The sequence below is a fragment of the Burkholderia sp. MSHR3999 genome, from assembly GCF_000833595.1.
Taxonomy (GTDB): Bacteria; Pseudomonadota; Gammaproteobacteria; order Burkholderiales; family Burkholderiaceae; genus Burkholderia; species Burkholderia ubonensis.
Map to the genome: position 1 here is coordinate 2,038,349 of NZ_JRFO01000007.1, position 17,044 is coordinate 2,055,392.

The window sequence follows — 17,044 nt, forward strand, 5'->3', positions numbered from 1 at the left end:
CGCCATGCTGTTTCTCTACAACATTCCCGCCGCCGCGATGGGCGCGCTGATCGTGGCCGCGACGCTCGCGGCCGCGCTGCTCGGCTATGCCGCGTTCCGGCGCGTGCTGCCCGCACGAATCGACGCCGAACAGCGCGGCATGATCGTCGCGATGCTGTCGGCGGTCACGACGATCAACTCGCTGCTCGTCGCGTTCTCGGCCGTGTCGGTGTGGAGTTCTTATCAGGCCGCGACCGATACCGTCGCGGCCGAAGCCGCCTGCGCGACCGAGCTGTCGCGCGACCTCGCCGCGTTCCGCGTCGCCAGCACCGGCGCCGATGCCGCGCGCCGCGCGCTCGCCGACTACCTCGCGCGGGTCGTCGACGACGAGTGGCCGCAGATGCAGCAGCACGGCCGTGCCGACCCGCGCGCCGAAGCCGCGTTCGACCGGATGTTCGCGGCGATCAATCGCGTCACGCCGGCCGACGAGCGCGAACGCGTGCTGCTCGCGCAGGCGATGGCGCGCGCGAACGAGATGGTCAAGTACCGGCAGGCCCGCCTGCAGAATCTCGAGTCCGCGATGCCGGGCACGCTCTGGGCCGTGATGCTGGTGTCGAGCAGCCTGTCGCTGCTGTTGCTGTATGCGCTGCCCGGCACGCGCTTCAATGTCGGCCTCGTGTCGATCTGGGCGGTCACGCTCGGGCTCGCGTTCTTTTTCGTGCTGGCGGTGGACCGGCCGTTCGCCGGCGAGGTGAGCGTGAGCGCCGCGCCGATCCGGCACGCGCTCGACGGGCTGCGCGCCACGCTGGCCGCCCCGGGGCACGCGGCGCTGGACGCCGCGCCGGCCGGTCCGGGGCCGGCGGAGCACGTCAGCCTGGCGGGGTGCAGGCGGGCGTGAACATGTAGCCGGGGGACGGATCGGCCGGCACGTGACGCGACAGCCACAAGGCCGCCTCCGTCCGGTTGCTCACGCCGATCTGCCGGAACAGCGCATACAGGTGGTTCTTGATCGTGCCCTCCGCGACGTTCAGCACGCGGCAGATCTGCTTGTTCGACTTGCCTTCGGCCAGCAGCCGCAGCACCTCGCGCTGCCTCGGCGTCAGCCGCTCGAACGCGCGGTCGTCGCCGGCCGGCGCGCCGGCCGCGCGCGCGTGCCCCGCCCCGCCTTCGCCCGCCGGCACGTAGATCGCGCCGGCCGCGACCCGCGCGAGCGCGTCCGCGAACTCGTCCGCGCTCGCGCGCCGGTCGATGATGCCGGCGGCGCCGGCCAGCAGCGCGTCGGCGATCGTCCGGCGGCACACGCCGCCGACGACGCACAGCCACGGCGTCGCGCCGAACGTCTCGTGCAGCACGTTCGGCCAGATCGTGGGCGGTGCATGGTCGTCGCATTCGATCGTGACTGCGCCGACCGTGTCGGGCAGCAGCGCGTCGCGCAAGCGACGAACGTCCTCGGGGCGCTGGGCGGACCACACATGCCAGCTCATGTCGCGTTTACACATTACGTCTGCCACGCCCGCCACGAACAACGGCGGACTGTCGATCATCAGGACGTTCATTTGCGCGGTTTCCTCGAAAGCGGGATTTAGGTTTTTTTACTTCCCTTCCGCCGGATTTTTACCGCTGTTTGTTTCGCCGCGCACTAGGCTCGTCGATCCGGGAAGAATGTCCTAATTCGGCCCGGTTCCGGCATTTCAATTCATTACAACGGCCTTCCCCGGGCATCAGGCGTGACGACCGTCATCTTCTCCGGACGCTTCCCATTGCCTAACTTGATTAACGACAGCGAATGTCCGTTGTCTTCAACAGGCAGAGGAGTTTATTCATGGACGCTAATTTCATTGGTTCGGTGATTAACGCTTTACCGATGGACCAAATGATCGCCGGGCCATTAAAGGCGATGATCAGCGCGCAAACGCAAGCCGCAAAGAGTTATGCGGATTTCCTGATGCAGGTCTGCATCCAGGGCGGCAAGGCGGTGGCCGTGCAGTTCGACTACGACGAAACGCTGGTCGACGAAAGCGGCGTGTCGAAGGGTGTCGTGCAGAAGACCATGCGCATCCCGCTGCTCGCCGCGATCGTCCACCCGATCATCGCGATCGAGGAAGGCACGATCGACTTCGAGATGGAGATCACGCAGTCGGAGAAGGCATCGTCGTCGACCGAGGCCGGCGGCGAGTTCAAGGCGAAGATCGGCTGGGGCCCCGTCAGCGTCAACCTGTCCGGCCGTGTGTCGCACAAGTCCGAGCAGACGCGCAGCACCGACACGCGCGCGAAATACTCGATCCACACGCAGGTCAAGCGCCAGCAGCCGCCCGAAGCGCTGATGCGCGTGATCGACTTCCTGACCGACGCGGCGACCAAGCCGGTCGTCGCCGCGGACAAGGCGAAGGACGTGAAGCCGCTGCCCGCGACGCCGACCGACGGCAAGCTGATCGGCGAGACGTCGGGCACGGGCGCGTCGGGCGACGGCGCAGCGGCGGCGGGCGCGCCCGCGCAGGCCGGCGAGCACGCGTAAGCGCGCCCGGGTCCGGCCATGTTCAGGCTCTTCAAACGGCGGCGCGACGCGGCCGCGCGCGATGACCGGCCGGCCGCCGACGCGGCGGCGGGCGGGCCGTCCGACGCCGGCGGGCCGCCGGCGTCACCGGCGAGCGCCGCCCAGGGCGGGCAGCCGGGCGCGACGGCCGCGCCGTTCGCCGCGCCGGATGCCGCGCCTGCCGTCGGCGCGTCGTCGTCCGGCGCGGCATCCGGCACGTTGCCCGACGCTGCGCCGGGGACGCCCCCCGGTCCCGCATCCGGCGCGTCGGGCGGCGGGGCGGACGCGTGGCCGTCCGACGCGCCGCCGCCCGCGCCGCCTGCCGGCTCGCCGCCCGGCGAGCCGGCGGACGCCGACCGCCCGCCGCCGCGCGGCCTCGCGCTCGACGAGATCGCGCGCGGCATGCAGCACGCCGCGGCGGCCGCGAATCAGCTGCTCGCGCATCAGTACACGGCTGTGCTCGACCAGTTCTTCGACCGGCGCGACGACGGCCTGCTCGCGCCGCGCGAAGTCCAGGTCGCGCTCGACGCCGAGCACACGATGCCGGTGCCGCTCGTCGCGCTCGCGACGCCGCGCGGCCTCGCGCTCGAGCGGATGGTCGTGCACCTGACGGTGCGCGGCGATTTCACCGAGGCGCATCCGGCTGGCGCCTTCGCCGGCGACGACCAGCGCGGGCGCTTCTACGTGACGCTCGCGCCGCGCTCGGCGAACAAGGATGCGCAAGGCAACGCGGGGCGCCGCGACACCGAGCACATCGACATCGAAATGCAGTTCGCGGCGCTCGCGCCGCCCGAAGCGATCATGCGCGTGATCGACGAATACACGCACCGCCTGGTGCCGCGCGCACGGCACGGCAACGAGGAGCACCACGATGGCGAACCAGCCTGAACGCACCGGCACACAAGGCATCGAGCTGATCAAGCATTTCGAGGGCCTGCGGCTCGCGCGGTATCTCGACGCGGTCGGCAAGCCGACCATCGGCTACGGCCACCTGATCCTGCCGCACGAGCGCTTCACCCGCCCGCTCACGCCCGCCGAAGCCGACGCGCTGCTGCGGCAGGACCTGCGCAGCGCCGAGCTGAGCCTGCGCAAGCTGCTGCGCGTGCCGGTCACGCAGCAGCAGTTCGATGCGCTGATGTCGTTCGTCTTCAACCTCGGCTCGGGCCGCCTGCGCTCGTCGACGCTGCTGCGCTACCTGAACGCCGGCGCGCCGGCCCGCGCGGCCGACCAGTTCCTGGTCTGGAACAAGGCGGGCGGGCGGCCGCTCGCGGGCCTCACGCGGCGCCGCCAGGCCGAACGCGCGCTGTTCCTGTCGTGAACGGAACATGCGGCGCGCAACGATCGTCACGGGTCGCCGACCGTGCCGTTCGCGCCATTCACCGCGCCGCGCGCCGCACCTAAGCTGAAGCCGTCCGCCTTACGAAGCCGCATCCCCGCACCTCAACGATTCGTCACCACAGGAGCCCAGCATGAACGTCACTCCCCGGCCCGGCCGCCCGGCGCCGCCCCGCTTCGCCCTTCCGCGCCTGCCCCGCGCCGTGCGCGCCGCCGTTGCCGCGGCCGCGCTCGTCGTCGGGGCGGTCGCGGCAGTCGCGCCGCAAGCCGCCTGCGCGGCCGGCGCGGCGCCGCTGCCCGCTTACGCCGCCGACCTGACGCGCACGTCGGTGTCCGGCCTGTCGTCCGGCGGCTTCATGGCGGCGCAGTTCGACGTCGCGTATTCGAGCCGGCTGATCGGTGCGGGCATCGTCGCCGGCGGGCCGTTCTACTGCGCGGGCGCGAACGAGCTGATCGAGCCGGCGATCGCCGCGATGACGCTGTGCATGCAGCCGGTCGGCCCGGCGCCGTCCGCGACCGACGCGTGGCGCAACGCGCGGACGTTCGCGCAGCGCGGCGAGATCGACGATCCGGCGAACCTGCGCCGCCAGCGCATCTACGTGTTCAGCGGCGCGAAGGACACGGTCGTGCTGACGCGCGTCGTCGACCAGACCGTGCGCTTCTACGAGCTCGCGCAGGTGAGCGCCGCGAACCTCCAGTACCGGCGCCATCCGGACGCCGGCCACGCGTTCGTCACGAGCCGCCCCGGCGACGCCGCATGCAGCGCGAACGCGAGCCCGTACATCGACAACTGCGGCTTCGAGCAGGCGCACGACATCGTCCGCTGGATCTATGCGACGCCCGACAAGCCGCTCAACCCACCGGCCGCACAGGCCGGCGGCAAGCTGCTCGCGTTCGACCAGCGTGCGTTCGACCCGCAGCGGCGCGCGTCGCTCGACGACACCGGCTACGCGTATGTCCCGGCAGCGTGCGAGCGCGAGACGTGCGCGGTGCACGTCGTGTTCCACGGCTGCGTGCAGAACGTCGCGACGGTCGGCGAGCGGATGATCCGCGGCACCGGCTACAACGAGATCGCCGACACGAACCGGCTGATCGTGCTCTATCCGCAGGTCGCGAAGTCGGCGGCGAACCCGCTCGGCTGCTGGGACTTCTGGGGCTATACGAACGCCGAGCCGACCCGGCCCGGCTTCTATCGCCGCGACGCGCCGCAGATGGCCGCCGTGATGCAGATGGTGCAGCGCCTCGGCGCCGCGCGCCCGTGAGCCGCATGCCGTCACGGACCGCCGCTTCCACGAACCTCGCACGATTCACACGACAAGGACACGTCATGTTTTCTTCGCTGATCGCCCAATGGGAAAGCGCGAACCTCGGCGCGCTCGAGCTGTTCGGCAAGGTCGTCGCGCAGACGACCGGCGCCGGCAGCACGCCCCGCGGCCCCGCGTGGCGCGCGTTCGCGCACACCGCGCTGCTGACCGGACATCACTATCTCGACGCCTGCCAGGCCGCCGCCAACACGCTGTGGCGCGACCAGGTCGAGCGCGTCGGGCTGAAGCAATCCGCCGCCGCGGTCAAGGTGCTGGCCGCGCTGAACGCCGACCTCGCGACGCGTTTCATGCAGAGCCATCTGCAGCACGCGGGCGCGCTCGCCGATGCCGCCGCGCAATGCGTCGACGATCTCGGCCGCACGCGCGGCCCCGCCGACGCCGCGATGGCGCTCGGGCGCTTCGCCGGCGACCTGCACGCGCAGACCCGCGCACACGCGCTGCACGTGTCGTCGCTGACCGCGGGCATCGCGCCGGCGCTCGCGCAATGGGCCGACCGCAACCTGCGCGACGACCCCGACGCGGGCGCGACGGAGCAAACGTCATGAACATCCGGCTCCGGTTCATCAACCGCTCGAACGATTGCGGCAACAGCGAGGTGGTGCTGTTCCAGCGCGACGTGATGCCCGGTTTCGACGAACTCGCGATCGCGTGGAAGGTGATCCGCTATTGCGGGCGCGACTGCTTCCATCCGTTCGAGTACGCGACCGACATCGAGGTCGCGCTCGGCGACGAGCACGGCAACTTCTCGCCGCGCGTCGCCGCGCCGGCGGGCGCGCGCTTCGCGATCGACCCGCTGCCGAGCGGCCGCGGACGTCTCGCGCCGGGCACGGCGGACGCCGCGGGCGGCGACGTCGAAGTCGTGAACCGCCTGACGCGCGGCGCGGTGAACGTCAACGCGTTCTGCGCGGGCCGGCTGATCGCCGCGAAGCACGCGGTCGCGCCGGGCCAGAAGGCCGTGTTCCGCTTCACGCCCGCGCTGTGGATCGCCGTCGCGTCGCAGGTGCAGGAGAGCCACGCGCTGAACGCCGCGGTGCTGTCGAGCGCCAACACGCTGCTGCCGCTCGCGGGTGTCGCCGCCGCGGACATCGTGATGACGGGCGGCGGCACCGGCGCCGATGCACAGCCGTTCAGCTTCGCGCTCGAGCAGGTCGAGCGGCGGTAGTGTCCGGCGCGTTTTTTCTGCGATCCGTTTTTTGCCTGGTTTGACGGCCTGGCTTCCTGGCCAGGCCGGTGGGAAGGTGCGCGGCAAACCGATTGCCGTCTTTCAACTCAAGGAGCAACGACGTGGATATTCAACTGAACCTGATCAACCGCTCGAACGACGCGAACAACTCGAGCATCGTGATTTTCCAGAAGAACGTCGCGACCGATTTCGACGAGCTCGCGATCGCGTGGAAGGTGATCCGCAACTGCGGACAGGGCGACAACCATCCGTTCAAGTTCCCGATGACGATGAGCGTGAGCGCGAGCGACGCCTACGGCAACCACATGCCGCAGCAGAGCGCGGCCAACGGCCAGGTGTTCCAGGTCGTGCGCTCCAGCTCGGGCGACGTGCTGCAGCTCGGCGGCGACCCGGGCGCGAGCAGCGAGGTGCAGGTCCGCAACGACCTGCCGGCGGGCGCGGTGAACGCGACGATCTACAAGGACGGCAGCGCGCTCGCGCGCAAGACGTCGATCGCGCCGGGCCAGAAGGCGGTGTTCCAGTTCAAGCCGACGCTGTGGATCGGCGTCGCGTCGCAGATCGAGCAAGGCGCGCTGATGAACTCGGCGGTGATCTCCGACATCAACACGGAACTGTCGCTGCTCGGCATCGCGAGCGCCGACATCGTGATGACCGGCGGCGGCCCGGGCCCGCGCTCGCAGCCGTTCACGTTCCGCCTCGAAAACGTCGTGATGGCGTAACACCCGACGCGCGCCGGCGGGCTCCGCCGGCCGCTTTCACTCAGGCATCCGAATCAAGGTGACTCATGGACATCAAGCTCAATTTCGTCAATCTGTCGAACGACGTCAACAACAGCCAGGTGGTGATCTTCCAGAAGAACGTGTCGACCGACTTCGACGAGCTCGCGATCGCGTGGAAGGTGATCACGAACTGCGGGCGCGGCGACAATCATCCGTTCGTCTTTCCGCTGCTGACGACCGTTTCCGCGAGCGACGCGGACGGCAACTACATGCCGCAGAAGCGCGCGGACAACGGTCAGTTGTTCAGCGTGTCGCGCTCGACGTCGGGCAACGTGCTGGCGCTCGCCGGCCCGGCGCCGACGTCGCGCGAGATCCAGCTGCGCAATGACCTGCGCCAGGGCGCGATCACCGCGTCGGTCTTCAAGGACAGCCGCCTGCTCGCGCGCAAGACCGGCATCGTGCCGGGGCAGAAGGCGGTGTTCGAGTTCAAGCCGACGCTGTGGATCGGCACCGCGTCGCAGATCGAGCAGGGCGCGGTGATGAACTCGGCGGTGATCTCCGACATCAACACCGAGCTGTCGCTGCTCGGCATCAAGAGCGCCGACATCGTGATGACGGGCGGCGGCGGCGGCACGACCGCGACGCCGTATCAGTTCAAGCTCGCGAACGTCGTGATGGGCTGAGCCTGGCCGGCGCCGGCGGGACGGCGCCGGCCCGCGTCACCCCGCCCGCCGCACCGGCATCCCCCGCGAGAAATATTTCGCGCCCGCCACGCACCCGACGACGATCGCGGTCACTGCGATCATCGACGCCGGCACCGGCTCGTGCAACAGCCCGGCGGCCAGCACCAGCCCGAAGAACGGCTGCAGCAGCTGCAGTTGGCCGACACCCACGATGCCGCCGAGCGCGAGCCCGCGATACCAGAACACGAAGCCGATCAGCATGCTGAACAGCGACACGTACGCGAGGCCCCACAACGCGGCGGCGTCGACGCCGTCGAACGACGGCGGCCGCATGATCCACGCGAGCGGCAGCATCACCGGCAGCGACAGCACGAGCGCCCACGAGATCACCTGCCAGCCGCCGAGATGCCGCGACAGGCGCGCCCCTTCCGCGTAGCCGAGCCCGCACGCGACGATCGACGCGAGCATCAGCGCGTCGCCGACCGGCGACGCCTCGCCGCCGTTGCGCAGCGCGAATGCGGCAACCGCGCCGCTGCCGATGAGCGAGAAGACCCAGAACGGCAGCCGCGGCCGCTCGCCGCCGCGCCACACGCCGAACAGCGCGGTCGCGAGCGGCAGCAGCCCGACGAACACGATCGCGTGGGCCGACGTCACGTACCGCAGCGCCAGCGCCGTCAGCAGCGGAAAGCCAACCACGACCCCGAGCGCGACGATCAGCAGCGACACCGCCTCGTCCCGCGTCGGCCGCCGCTCTTTCGTCGCGGCAAGCAGGATCAGCGCAAGCACGCCGGCGATCGTCGCGCGCGCGAACGTCAGGAACATCGGATCGAGCCCCTGCACCGCGACCCGCGTCGCGGGCAGCGAGCCGCTGAAGATGATGACGCCCAGCAGGCCACTGAGCCATCCGTCGGTGGACTTTTGCACGGGGAATTCCTGATCAAAGATGAATAGCCGATGATCCGCCCGCCGCCCAAAGCGCGTAAGCTACAGCGCAATACAATTCGACCAAACTGTACTGGACAAACGTCCGTACAGTTCATGCCTTTCACCATGAACCGCATCGATCAGGACCTGGCCCCGAGCGCGCCGTCGCGCACGCGCGTGGAAACCGTGATGGACACGCTGCGCGCGCGGATCGCGAGCCGCGCGCTGATGCCCGGTGCGCGGGTGCCGTCGATCCGGACGATGGCCGACGCGCTGCGGGTGTCGAAGTCGACCGTCGTCGACGCGTACGAGCGGCTCGCCGGCGAAGGCGTGCTGGTCGCGCGGCGCGGGTCGGGCTTCTACGTGTCGGGCCACGCGCCGCCGCTTGCGCTCGCGGATCTCGGGCCGCGCCTCGATCGCGAACTCGATCCGCTGTGGCTGTCGCGCCAGTCGCTCGAAGCGGCCTCGACGACCGTGAAGCCCGGCTGCGGCTGGCTGCCGTCGTCGTGGCTGCCGGACGAGAGCCTGCGCCGCGCGCTGCGCGCCGTATCGCGCGACGAGCCCGACGCGCTCACCGACTACGCGACGCCGCTCGGCCTGCCCGCGCTACGCCAGCAGCTCGCGTGGCGGCTCGCGCAGCATGGCGTCCATGCGGAACCCGCGCAGATCATGCTGACCGACGGCGGCACGCACGCGCTCGATCTCGTGTGCCGCCTGCTGCTGGAGCCGGGCGACACGGTCGTGCTCGACGATCCGTGCTACTTCAACTTCCAGGCGCTGCTGCGCGCGCACCGCGCGCGGATCGTCAGCGTTCCTTACACGCCGAACGGCCCCGATCTCGCGCGTTTCGAGCTGACGCTCGCCGAGCACCGGCCGCGCCTTTACATCACGAACGCGGCGCTGCACAACCCGACCGGCGCGACGCTCGCGCCGAGCGTCGCGCACCGGCTGCTGACGCTCGCGGCCGAGCACGACCTGCTGATCGTCGAGGACGACATCTTCGCGGACATCGAGAGCACGCCCGCGCCGCGGCTCGCGGCATTCGACGGGCTGTCGCGCGTCGTGTCGATCGGCAGCTTCTCGAAGACGCTGTCGGCCGCGATACGCTGCGGCTACGTCGCCGCACGCCCCGAATGGATCGACGCGCTCGTCGACCTGAAGCTCGCGACATCGTTCGGCAATGCGCAGATCGGCGCGAACGTCGTGCACCGGCTGCTCGTCGACGGCACGTACCGGCGCCATCTGGACGGCCTGCGCGCAAATCTCGCGGACGCGATGGGCGAAACGATCCGGCGCCTCGCGCGCGCCGGGCTCGGGATCTGGACGGAGCCGCGCGGCGGCCTGTTCGTGTGGGCGCAGTTGCCGGACGGGCTCGACGCCGCGCGCGTCGCGCGTCACGCGCTCGACCACGACGTCGTGCTCGCGCCCGGCAACGTGTTCAGCGCGTCGCGCAGCGCGACGTCGTTCCTGCGCTTCAACGTGTCGCGCTGCAAGGGGCCGGCGGTGTTCGATGCGTTGGCGCGCGCGATGGAGGCGGCGCGGCGCGATGAAGGCGCGGCGGCGCCGAAAGTTGACGCGCGCGCCAGTGCGCGCGCGACCGGTGACCTATGACAGCTCGCAGAAACGGAGCCGGTTCCCGAACGGATCGGTGATCTGCATCTGCCGGCCCCAGTCGAGCGTCTCGACGCCGGGCCGCGCGTACGTGTAGTTCTTCTCGAGCAGTTCCCGATGCAGCGCGTCGATGTCGCTGACCGGCACGAAGGTCGCCGAGCCGGGCGTGCTGTCGCCGTGGTGCTCGCTCAGGTGCAGCACCACCGAATCGCGCTTGATCTGCGCGTAAAGCGGCAGCCCCGGTTCGAAGCGATGCTCCCAGTCGAGCGTGAATCCGAGGTAGTCCAGATAGAAGCAGTACGCCTTCTCGATCGAGAAGATGCGCAGGATGGGAATCGCGTGAAGCAACGGCATCGTTCGGGGCCTCGTGATGGAGTGAGCGGGACGGCGGCGGGGGGACATGATAACGCGCCGCCCCGCCCCTCACCTCACACCTCCCCCGCATGCGCCCTCGCCCGCACGTCGGCCAGCGACACATCGACCAGCAACCGCCCCGTATCGAACACCGTCACGAGCGCATCGTCCCATTCGCTTTCGACCGCACGATCATCCCATGCGACGGGCAGCGTCACCGTCCGGTACTCGCCGGTCCGGCGATTGCGCAGCAACGTGAGCCGCCCCTTCTTCGACCGCTTGCCCTGATCGGTGACCGGGTCCTTGCAGACCTCGCGCCACACGCCGCCGCGCCGGATCGCCGAGCACTTCATCGCGAAGCGCTGCGTGTCGCGGTTCACCTGCTGCAGCAGCGCGCCGCCCATCCCGAACACGACGTTGCCGGCCGCATAGCCCGCATCGTCGAGCGCGGCCAGGATCGCCTCGATCGAATTCGCGTCGACGCCGTCACCCTGGATCACGCGCACGTGGTTCAGCACGCGCCGGCCCTTGCCGTTGAGCGTCGAGCCGAACGACGCGTCGAGCGCACGCACGGTCTGCAGCACGATCGTCACCGGATCGCCGGAATCGGGCCGCACGACGAGCGTCGCGCCCGAGTCGATCACGGCCTGCTTCAGTTCGCCACCCCACAGGTCGAGCGCGGCGAACAAATCGTAGGAATCCGATACGACCGACACGATCGCGCCCGGCAGGCCGAAGCGGCGCAGCATGTTCCGGTACGCATCGGCCTCGCCTTCGCGGCCCCACGACGTGATCGTGCTGTGCTCGGCCGCCGGCACCGAATACGCGGCCATCGGCTCGCGGTAGAAACGGTTCGCGGCGAGCACGCCGAGCACCGTATCCGAGCCCATGAAGCTGACGAGGTGCGCGGCGCCGCCGATCGCCGCCGATTCCGCGCTCGACACGCCGCGCGCGCCGAAGTCGTGCAGCTTGAACGGCAGTTGCGCAAGGTCGTCGTCGGTCTTCTCGAGGAAGCGGCGGATCGTCTGCCGCAGGTGCCAGCTCTGCGTCGCGACCGTCACCGGGTACCACACGCGCAGCAGCATCGTCTCCAGGTACGACGCGAGCCAGAACACCTGCGGGTCGTCGCATTCGACGGTCATCAGCACGTTGTGCGTCGGCACGACCGAGCCCTCCGGCACCGCGCGGATCTTCACCGGCAGGTAGCCGTCGTAGCGCTCGACGATGTAGCGCCAGCCGGCTTCGTTGAACGGCTCGCCGTGCACCGCGAAGAAATCGCGCGCGTCGTCGATCATCGCGTGCGTGACCGGCCTGCACAGATATTCCTTCAGCAGCATCTGCAGGCCGAAGAACAGCGTGCGCTCGTAGCGGCCGCCGCGCGATTCGACGTACGAGAACATCGCGGTCGCGTCGGCCGGGTATTGCAGGAAGTGGGATGCCTTGTACGAATCCGTGTTGAGGATCGGGTTGGCGAGAACCGCGGCAAAGCCGCCGAGATCGTTTTGCATGGCTAGAGCTCCTCTAGGCCGTTGAGATGCCGCCGCGTCTGTCGCGGCGGACCGGAATGCGGGGATCAGCGGATCACAGCTTCCCCAGGAAGTGATAGGCGATGTCGAAGTGATCCTCGAACATCACGCTGCGCATCTGCGCGAATTCGTTGAGCGGCACCCAGCGCGCCTTGTCGGCATCGTCGCTGCCCTTCACGCGCGGCAGCTCGCCGGTCGGGAAGCTGAACAGGCACGCGTGCGTGATCGTGCGGCCGCGCAGCGAGCGGGTCGGATGATCGAACACCTGGCGGTCCTTCAGCGAGCCGCGCAGCACGGGCTCGGGCAGCTTCAGCCCGGTTTCCTCGCGCAGTTCGCGGATGCACGCGGTATCGAGCCGTTCGTCCTGGTTCACGAAGCCGCCCGGCAGCGCCCACAGGCCGCGGCCGGGCTCGCTGCGGCGGCGCACGAGCAGGATGTGGCCGGAATGCACGACGACCGCGTCGACGGTCACGAACGTGACCGGGTACGGCGCCGCCGCCCACGCCTTGCGATACGCGGCAATGAACTCGGCTTCCGCCTTGAGCTGCGCGAATTCCGGCTGCGTGCGGAACCGCTCGAGCCAGCCGAACACGGGCTCGGGCACGGCCCATTGCACGAAGCTGTTGGGGCGTTCCGCGAAATACTGGTCGCGGATTTCGGTGGCGGAGATGTCTTCCGTCGCATCGGCCTCGACCAGCTCCCATTGCGGGAACATCCGCAGGTAATACGACGTGGCGTCCTTCTCGTGGCCGATCAGCCCAACCTTCTGGTGCGCGACGTCGCCGAGCGCGGACGCGACGGCATCCTGCACCCAGCGCACCCAGTCGCCGTCGTTGTACGTCGAGTCCTGCACGGGGGCGATCGTCACGCGGTCGCGCTCGGACGCGTCGAGCAGCGAGGCCAGCATCTGGCGGCGCTCGTCGAACGAGAACGGATCCTTGATGGTGCGGGGCTTGTCGGTCGACCCGATCAGCACGCAGACGCGCTCGGCCCGGCTCAGCGCCGATTTCAGCACGTTCAGGTGGCCACGATGCGGAGGCTGGAAACGACCAATGAAGACAAGCGCGTCGAAGCGCCTGGTGTGTTGCGTACTCATGAGGCTCCCTCAAGAGATTGAAACGCTTCGGGTCTGTCCCGAAGGCATGGAACGGATCGTAGGCCTTTTTTTGAGATGCGTCAATCGAACCCATGCTCGACTTGACGATGCCTGACGGAAATCGCGAGGCTGGCGCGCTACACTCGTTCGACTCCATCCCAACCTGCGCGGACGCGCCCCCTATCATGAGGATCTCCGTCAGCCGCACCGTCGGCGTCGATCGCAGACGCCTCTTCACGTGGTCGCAGGATTACGGCCGGCGGCTCGTGTGGGACAGCTTCCTCACCGACGCCTACCTGCTCGACGGCATGACGGCCGACGTCGGCATCGACGCGTTCTGCCGCAGCACCACGGGCGCGACGATGGTGTCGCGCTACATCTCGTATCAGCCGCCGCAGGTCGCGGCGGTCGAGATGGTCGACGGCCCGAAGGTGCTCGCGCGTTTCAGCGGCAGCTGGAACTTCACCGAGCGCACGCCCGGCTCGACCGACGTGAAGTTCACGTACCACTTCCGTGCGCGGCCGGCCTGGCTGCGCTGGCTCGTCGAGCCGCTGATCGGCGCGTTCTATCTCGTGCACACGCGCCGGCGGCTCGATGCGTTCAAGCGCTGGGCCGAAGCGGAGGCCGCGCCGCGTTGACAGGGGCGGAAACCGGCCGGACACTTCAACGCCAGCCGGTTCGCCGATTTCCCCCATGACGAGGACGAGTACGTGTTCAGCTTCCGTTACCTTTATCTCGCGGTTGCCGCGATGAGCATCACGCTTTCCGCGCATGCCGCCGGCATCGACTGTTCCGCCGCGAAGACGCGCACCGACCGCCTGATCTGCGGCGACAAGGCGCTCGTGTCGGCTGACGGCGCACTGGCGAGCGCCTACGATGCAACCGTCGACGCCGCCGCCGACCCTCGCGCTGTGATCGTGTCGCAGCGCGCGTGGCTCAAGCAGCGCGATGCGTGCGGCGATGCCGCGTGCGTCGCCGCCGCGTATCGCGACCGCGCGGCCGCGCTGAAGCAGGTGAAGCCGGCGGGCTGGAAGACCTATCGCGATCCGGCGCTCGGCATCTCGTTCGAATACCTCGCGAACCGGCAGGTGAAAAAACCGTGCCCGGTGCTCGGCGGCGACCGCTGCGTCGCGATCGTCGGCCGCAACATGACGAACAGCAACTATTTCATCGCATTCGAGATCGTCGACGGCGCGCTCGAACCGGTCGCGGAAAAGGAAGCCGGGTTCGAGCGGCAGGACGACGGCAAATGGATGTCGACGTTCGGCCGCGGCACGCCCCAGGAAGTCGAGCGCTTCACGGGCCCGGGCTGGCGCGGCATGCGCGCGACGATCACGTGCGGCATCAGCGATCCGGAAACCGGCTTCCATGCGGCGGGCGGCGAATGCTACTGGGCCGTGCTGAGCAACGGCAAGCGGGCAGCCGTCGCGAATACGCAGGGAATCGTCGGCACGGACGACGCGACGATGCACAGCGTCTCGACGTTCCGCTTCGACCGCTGACGCGAACGAAAGGGCGACGCGGCGCTCACGCGCGCCCGACGATATGCGCCGCGCAGCGCGTGCTCGCGCAACGAGCGCCGCCGCATGTTTTACAACCCGCTTTCGGCCGGGCTTGCACCCGCGGTTTTGTCATTGCGGGGCGGCCGGCAGCCGCTATAATCGCGCCACATTCCGACTGCATCATGCAGGCCGACGGCCGCGCGCCGCTTCGTCGAGCGCAGCCGCATTCACGCGACAACAACAATGAACCGAACCGTCCAACGCCTTCGCCCGTTCGCAGGCGCCGCCGCGCGCGCACTCGCCTGCGCGGCCCTGCTCGGCATGCCGCTCGCGCTGCGCGCCGCTGACGCCGCGCCGGCCGCCAGCGCACACGCTCCGTACATCGTGATCGACACAGGCCACACGCTCGCACGCCCCGGCTCGACCGGCGCGAGCGGCCGCGTCGAATACCTGTACAACCTCGACCTGTCGAGCGCCGTTGCCAAGCGGTTGAGCGACGACGGCGCCCGCGTGCTGCGCACGGCCGCGGACGGTCGCGAGATCAAGCTGGACCAGCGCTCGACGCAGGCACCCGATGCCAACCTGTTCGTGTCGATCCATCACGACTCGATGCAGCAGCAATTCATCGACGCCGGCCGGCAGCGCGAATTCCGCGGCTTCTCGGTGTTCGTGTCGGAGCGCAATCCGCATTACGAACAGAGCCTGCGCTGCGCGAAGGCGATCGCCGGGAAGCTCGTCGCGGCAGGCGAAACGCCGTCGCTCTATCACGCGCAGCCGATCCGCGGCGAGAACCGTCCGCTGATCGACCCGCACCTCGGCATCCACCGCTTCGACGATCTCGTCGTGCTGCGCACCGCGCCGATTCCGGCCGTGCTCGTCGAAGCCGGCGTGATCGTCAATCCCGACGAAGAGAAGCGGCTCGCGCAGCACGACACGATCCAGCGCCTGTCCGCCGCGATCGCGGGCGGCATCGAGGCGTGCACCGCGTCCGAATGACGACGCGGCGCACGCGCGTCACCGGTTTTTACCCAGCCAGGAGCATCCATATGAAAAAGAATCTGCTCGCCGCATCCTGCGCGCTGTTCGCGCTTGCCGTTCCGTTCGCCGCGCACGCGGCCGGCTGCGCGAAGCCGCGCGGCGCATTCGACCAGGTGTACTGCAGCAGCACGCAGTTCTCGCAGCTCGACCGCGAGCTGAACGACCAGTACGGCCGCCTGCGCAAGCAACTGAGCGGTGACCAGCAGGCGTCGCTGAAGACGGGCCAGCTCGCGTGGCTCAAGCAGCGCGACGACAAGTGCAGCACGACACGCGACGACGGGTATTACGTGAACCTCGAATGCGCGATCGACATGACACAGTCGCGCCTGTCGTTCCTGCGTGAGCGCGATCGCGAGTGTTCGAGCACCGGGTGCGTGGCGTCGAAGATCGGGCAGTAACGCTTCATGCACAACGGCGTCGCCCCCATCGGCGTATTCGATTCGGGCCTGGGCGGATTGTCGGTTGTCGAGGCGATCCGTCAGCGTCTTCCGGGCGAAGCCATCCTGTATATCGCGGACTCCAGGTACGCGCCCTATGGCGAAAAGTCCGATGCGTTCATCAGGGCGCGCAGCCAAGCACTCACGGATTGGCTGGTGCAGCACGGCGCAAAAATGCTGGTGATTGCATGCAATACGGCAACGACGCACGCAATCGCGCATCTCCGAAGTCAGTTCGCGATCCCGATCATCGGCGTGGAGCCCGGGATCAAGCCCGCCGTGCAGGCGTCGGTTTCAAAAGTCGTCGGCGTGCTCGCGACTGCCGCAACGCTGCGCAGCCAACGATTGCAGGCGCTGCTGGCGGAGAACGATCACGCGTGCCGCTTCGTGTGTCAGGCGGGGCATGGCCTCGTGGAAAGTATCGAACAAGGCGAAGCCACGGGATCGGCCGTCGAGTCGCTGCTCGACGCATACCTGACGCCGATGATCGAAGAAGGCGCGGATACGCTCGTGCTGGGCTCGACGCATTACGCGTTGCTCATGCCGAGCATTCGAAGGATCTTCGGTTCACGGTTCCGCCTGATCGAGACCGCGACCGCAATCGCACGGCGGGTCGAGCATCAGCTTGCCGAGTTCCGGTTGCACAACGATGCGAATCCCGCCAACGCTCCGCTGCAATTGTGCTCGACCGCGACATCGGCAGAGCAGCGGGCGCCTTTGGCCAAACTCGCTCAGGGACTTGCGCTGGCCGGACATCGGGTGGCCGCCATCGACATCGAGACGAGCTGACCGATCGTCC

Annotated in this window: 20 protein-coding genes; 15 read left to right on the forward strand and 5 right to left on the reverse strand. The window is 69.0% G+C overall.

All coding sequences use genetic code 11. The annotated features are described in order from the left end of the window. Positions 1–4 precede the first annotated feature (4 nt). Entirely contained in the window at positions 5–877 is an 873-nt protein-coding gene (locus KY49_RS32360) for a bestrophin-like domain (protein ID WP_042588342.1), read from the forward strand. Here the strand turns inward: KY49_RS32360 and KY49_RS32365 are convergent. Next, positions 849–1,535: a helix-turn-helix transcriptional regulator gene (locus KY49_RS32365; protein WP_042588343.1), complete on the reverse strand. Its 687-nt coding sequence runs from the start codon at positions 1,533–1,535 to the stop codon at positions 849–851. The two genes, KY49_RS32360 and KY49_RS32365, sit on opposite strands and share 29 nt — an antisense overlap. 266 nt (positions 1,536–1,801) lie before the next feature. On the opposite strand from KY49_RS32365, the gene KY49_RS32370 reads away from it, so the two are divergent. From KY49_RS32370 to KY49_RS32405, 8 genes are all read left to right on the forward strand, one after another. Continuing rightward, positions 1,802–2,494, forward strand: a complete 693-nt coding sequence (locus KY49_RS32370) for a DUF2589 domain-containing protein (RefSeq protein WP_042588344.1) — start codon at positions 1,802–1,804, stop codon at positions 2,492–2,494. Between the two features lie 18 nt (positions 2,495–2,512). Further along, positions 2,513–3,400, forward strand: coding sequence for a DUF2589 domain-containing protein (locus KY49_RS38915; protein ID WP_231636603.1), 888 nt, complete (start codon positions 2,513–2,515; stop codon positions 3,398–3,400). Then, a complete protein-coding gene (locus KY49_RS32380; RefSeq protein WP_042588345.1) occupies positions 3,384–3,830 on the forward strand; it encodes a lysozyme in 447 nt (148 codons plus the stop codon). Before KY49_RS38915 ends, KY49_RS32380 begins: the two co-directional genes overlap by 17 nt. Before the next feature lie 151 nt (positions 3,831–3,981). Further along, the gene (locus KY49_RS32385; protein WP_042588346.1) at positions 3,982–5,109 is read left to right on the forward strand and encodes an extracellular catalytic domain type 2 short-chain-length polyhydroxyalkanoate depolymerase; all 1,128 of its coding nucleotides are present in this window, start codon (positions 3,982–3,984) and stop codon (positions 5,107–5,109) included. A 65-nt stretch (positions 5,110–5,174) separates the two neighbouring features. Further along, positions 5,175–5,717: a hypothetical protein gene (locus KY49_RS32390; protein WP_042588347.1), complete on the forward strand. Its 543-nt coding sequence runs from the start codon at positions 5,175–5,177 to the stop codon at positions 5,715–5,717. Then, on the forward strand, positions 5,714–6,334 hold the full coding sequence (locus tag KY49_RS32395; RefSeq protein ID WP_042588348.1) for a hypothetical protein: 621 nt from the start codon (positions 5,714–5,716) through the stop codon (positions 6,332–6,334). The genes KY49_RS32390 and KY49_RS32395 overlap by 4 nt, the downstream gene beginning before the upstream one ends. Before the next feature lie 122 nt (positions 6,335–6,456). After that, positions 6,457–7,074 carry a hypothetical protein gene (locus KY49_RS32400; protein WP_042588349.1) on the forward strand — a complete coding sequence of 206 codons (618 nt, stop codon included), beginning with the start codon at positions 6,457–6,459 and terminating at the stop codon, positions 7,072–7,074. A 65-nt stretch (positions 7,075–7,139) separates the two neighbouring features. Continuing rightward, positions 7,140–7,757: a hypothetical protein gene (locus tag KY49_RS32405; protein WP_042588350.1), complete on the forward strand. Its 618-nt coding sequence runs from the start codon at positions 7,140–7,142 to the stop codon at positions 7,755–7,757. A gap of 36 nt (positions 7,758–7,793) precedes the next feature. Here the strand turns inward: KY49_RS32405 and KY49_RS32410 are convergent, their stop codons facing one another. Beyond that, positions 7,794–8,681, reverse strand: a complete 888-nt coding sequence (locus tag KY49_RS32410; RefSeq protein WP_042588351.1) for a DMT family transporter — start codon at positions 8,679–8,681, stop codon at positions 7,794–7,796. Positions 8,682–8,807: 126 nt separating this feature from the next. On the opposite strand from KY49_RS32410, the gene KY49_RS32415 reads away from it, so the two are divergent. Next, positions 8,808–10,292 (forward strand): aminotransferase-like domain-containing protein, encoded by a 1,485-nt coding sequence (locus KY49_RS32415; protein WP_082062508.1) that lies wholly within the window; start codon positions 8,808–8,810, stop codon positions 10,290–10,292. On the opposite strand, the gene KY49_RS32420 is transcribed toward KY49_RS32415, so the two are convergent. The 3 genes from KY49_RS32420 to KY49_RS32430 form a co-directional block, all read right to left on the reverse strand. Continuing rightward, entirely contained in the window at positions 10,287–10,646 is a 360-nt protein-coding gene (locus KY49_RS32420) for a glyoxalase superfamily protein (protein WP_042588352.1), read from the reverse strand. The two genes, KY49_RS32415 and KY49_RS32420, sit on opposite strands and share 6 nt — an antisense overlap. 74 nt (positions 10,647–10,720) lie before the next feature. Next, positions 10,721–12,154, reverse strand: a complete 1,434-nt coding sequence (locus tag KY49_RS32425) for a nicotinate phosphoribosyltransferase (RefSeq protein WP_042588353.1) — start codon at positions 12,152–12,154, stop codon at positions 10,721–10,723. Between the two features lie 73 nt (positions 12,155–12,227). Then, positions 12,228–13,268, reverse strand: coding sequence for a bifunctional nicotinamide-nucleotide adenylyltransferase/Nudix hydroxylase (locus KY49_RS32430; RefSeq protein ID WP_042588354.1), 1,041 nt, complete (start codon positions 13,266–13,268; stop codon positions 12,228–12,230). A gap of 185 nt (positions 13,269–13,453) precedes the next feature. On the opposite strand from KY49_RS32430, the gene KY49_RS32435 reads away from it, so the two are divergent. From KY49_RS32435 to murI, 5 genes are all read left to right on the forward strand, one after another. Continuing rightward, the gene (locus KY49_RS32435) at positions 13,454–13,906 is read left to right on the forward strand and encodes a type II toxin-antitoxin system RatA family toxin (protein WP_042588355.1); all 453 of its coding nucleotides are present in this window, start codon (positions 13,454–13,456) and stop codon (positions 13,904–13,906) included. Positions 13,907–13,978: 72 nt separating this feature from the next. Continuing rightward, positions 13,979–14,770, forward strand: coding sequence for a lysozyme inhibitor LprI family protein (locus tag KY49_RS34725; protein WP_052495818.1), 792 nt, complete (start codon positions 13,979–13,981; stop codon positions 14,768–14,770). Between the two features lie 243 nt (positions 14,771–15,013). Continuing rightward, entirely contained in the window at positions 15,014–15,766 is a 753-nt protein-coding gene (locus KY49_RS32445) for an N-acetylmuramoyl-L-alanine amidase family protein (protein ID WP_042588356.1), read from the forward strand. A gap of 50 nt (positions 15,767–15,816) precedes the next feature. Next, positions 15,817–16,206, forward strand: a complete 390-nt coding sequence (locus KY49_RS32450) for a lysozyme inhibitor LprI family protein (RefSeq protein ID WP_042588357.1) — start codon at positions 15,817–15,819, stop codon at positions 16,204–16,206. Positions 16,207–16,212: 6 nt separating this feature from the next. Continuing rightward, complete coding sequence (gene murI / locus KY49_RS32455; RefSeq protein ID WP_042588358.1) at positions 16,213–17,034, forward strand: glutamate racemase; 822 nt, start codon at positions 16,213–16,215, stop codon at positions 17,032–17,034. Positions 17,035–17,044: the final 10 nt, after the last annotated feature.

Excerpts from the sequence above, each read along its gene's own strand:
- KY49_RS32395 (WP_042588348.1), top strand. The coding sequence starts at position 5,714 with ATGAACATCCGGCTCCGGTTCATCAACCGCTCGAACGATTGCGGCAAC.
- KY49_RS32365 (WP_042588343.1), bottom strand. The coding sequence starts at position 1,535 with ATGAACGTCCTGATGATCGACAGTCCGCCGTTGTTCGTGGCGGGCGTG.
- KY49_RS32435 (WP_042588355.1), top strand. The coding sequence starts at position 13,454 with ATGAGGATCTCCGTCAGCCGCACCGTCGGCGTCGATCGCAGACGCCTC.
- KY49_RS32420 (WP_042588352.1), bottom strand. The coding sequence starts at position 10,646 with ATGCCGTTGCTTCACGCGATTCCCATCCTGCGCATCTTCTCGATCGAG.
- KY49_RS32405 (WP_042588350.1), top strand. The coding sequence starts at position 7,140 with ATGGACATCAAGCTCAATTTCGTCAATCTGTCGAACGACGTCAACAAC.
- KY49_RS32380 (WP_042588345.1), top strand. The coding sequence starts at position 3,384 with ATGGCGAACCAGCCTGAACGCACCGGCACACAAGGCATCGAGCTGATC.
- KY49_RS32430 (WP_042588354.1), bottom strand. The coding sequence starts at position 13,268 with ATGAGTACGCAACACACCAGGCGCTTCGACGCGCTTGTCTTCATTGGT.
- KY49_RS32445 (WP_042588356.1), top strand. The coding sequence starts at position 15,014 with ATGAACCGAACCGTCCAACGCCTTCGCCCGTTCGCAGGCGCCGCCGCG.
- KY49_RS32390 (WP_042588347.1), top strand. The coding sequence starts at position 5,175 with ATGTTTTCTTCGCTGATCGCCCAATGGGAAAGCGCGAACCTCGGCGCG.
- KY49_RS32425 (WP_042588353.1), bottom strand. The coding sequence starts at position 12,154 with ATGCAAAACGATCTCGGCGGCTTTGCCGCGGTTCTCGCCAACCCGATC.
- KY49_RS32370 (WP_042588344.1), top strand. The coding sequence starts at position 1,802 with ATGGACGCTAATTTCATTGGTTCGGTGATTAACGCTTTACCGATGGAC.
- KY49_RS32415 (WP_082062508.1), top strand. The coding sequence starts at position 8,808 with ATGAACCGCATCGATCAGGACCTGGCCCCGAGCGCGCCGTCGCGCACG.
- KY49_RS32360 (WP_042588342.1), top strand. The coding sequence starts at position 5 with ATGCTGTTTCTCTACAACATTCCCGCCGCCGCGATGGGCGCGCTGATC.
- KY49_RS32450 (WP_042588357.1), top strand. The coding sequence starts at position 15,817 with ATGAAAAAGAATCTGCTCGCCGCATCCTGCGCGCTGTTCGCGCTTGCC.
- murI (WP_042588358.1), top strand. The coding sequence starts at position 16,213 with ATGCACAACGGCGTCGCCCCCATCGGCGTATTCGATTCGGGCCTGGGC.
- KY49_RS38915 (WP_231636603.1), top strand. The coding sequence starts at position 2,513 with ATGTTCAGGCTCTTCAAACGGCGGCGCGACGCGGCCGCGCGCGATGAC.
- KY49_RS32385 (WP_042588346.1), top strand. The coding sequence starts at position 3,982 with ATGAACGTCACTCCCCGGCCCGGCCGCCCGGCGCCGCCCCGCTTCGCC.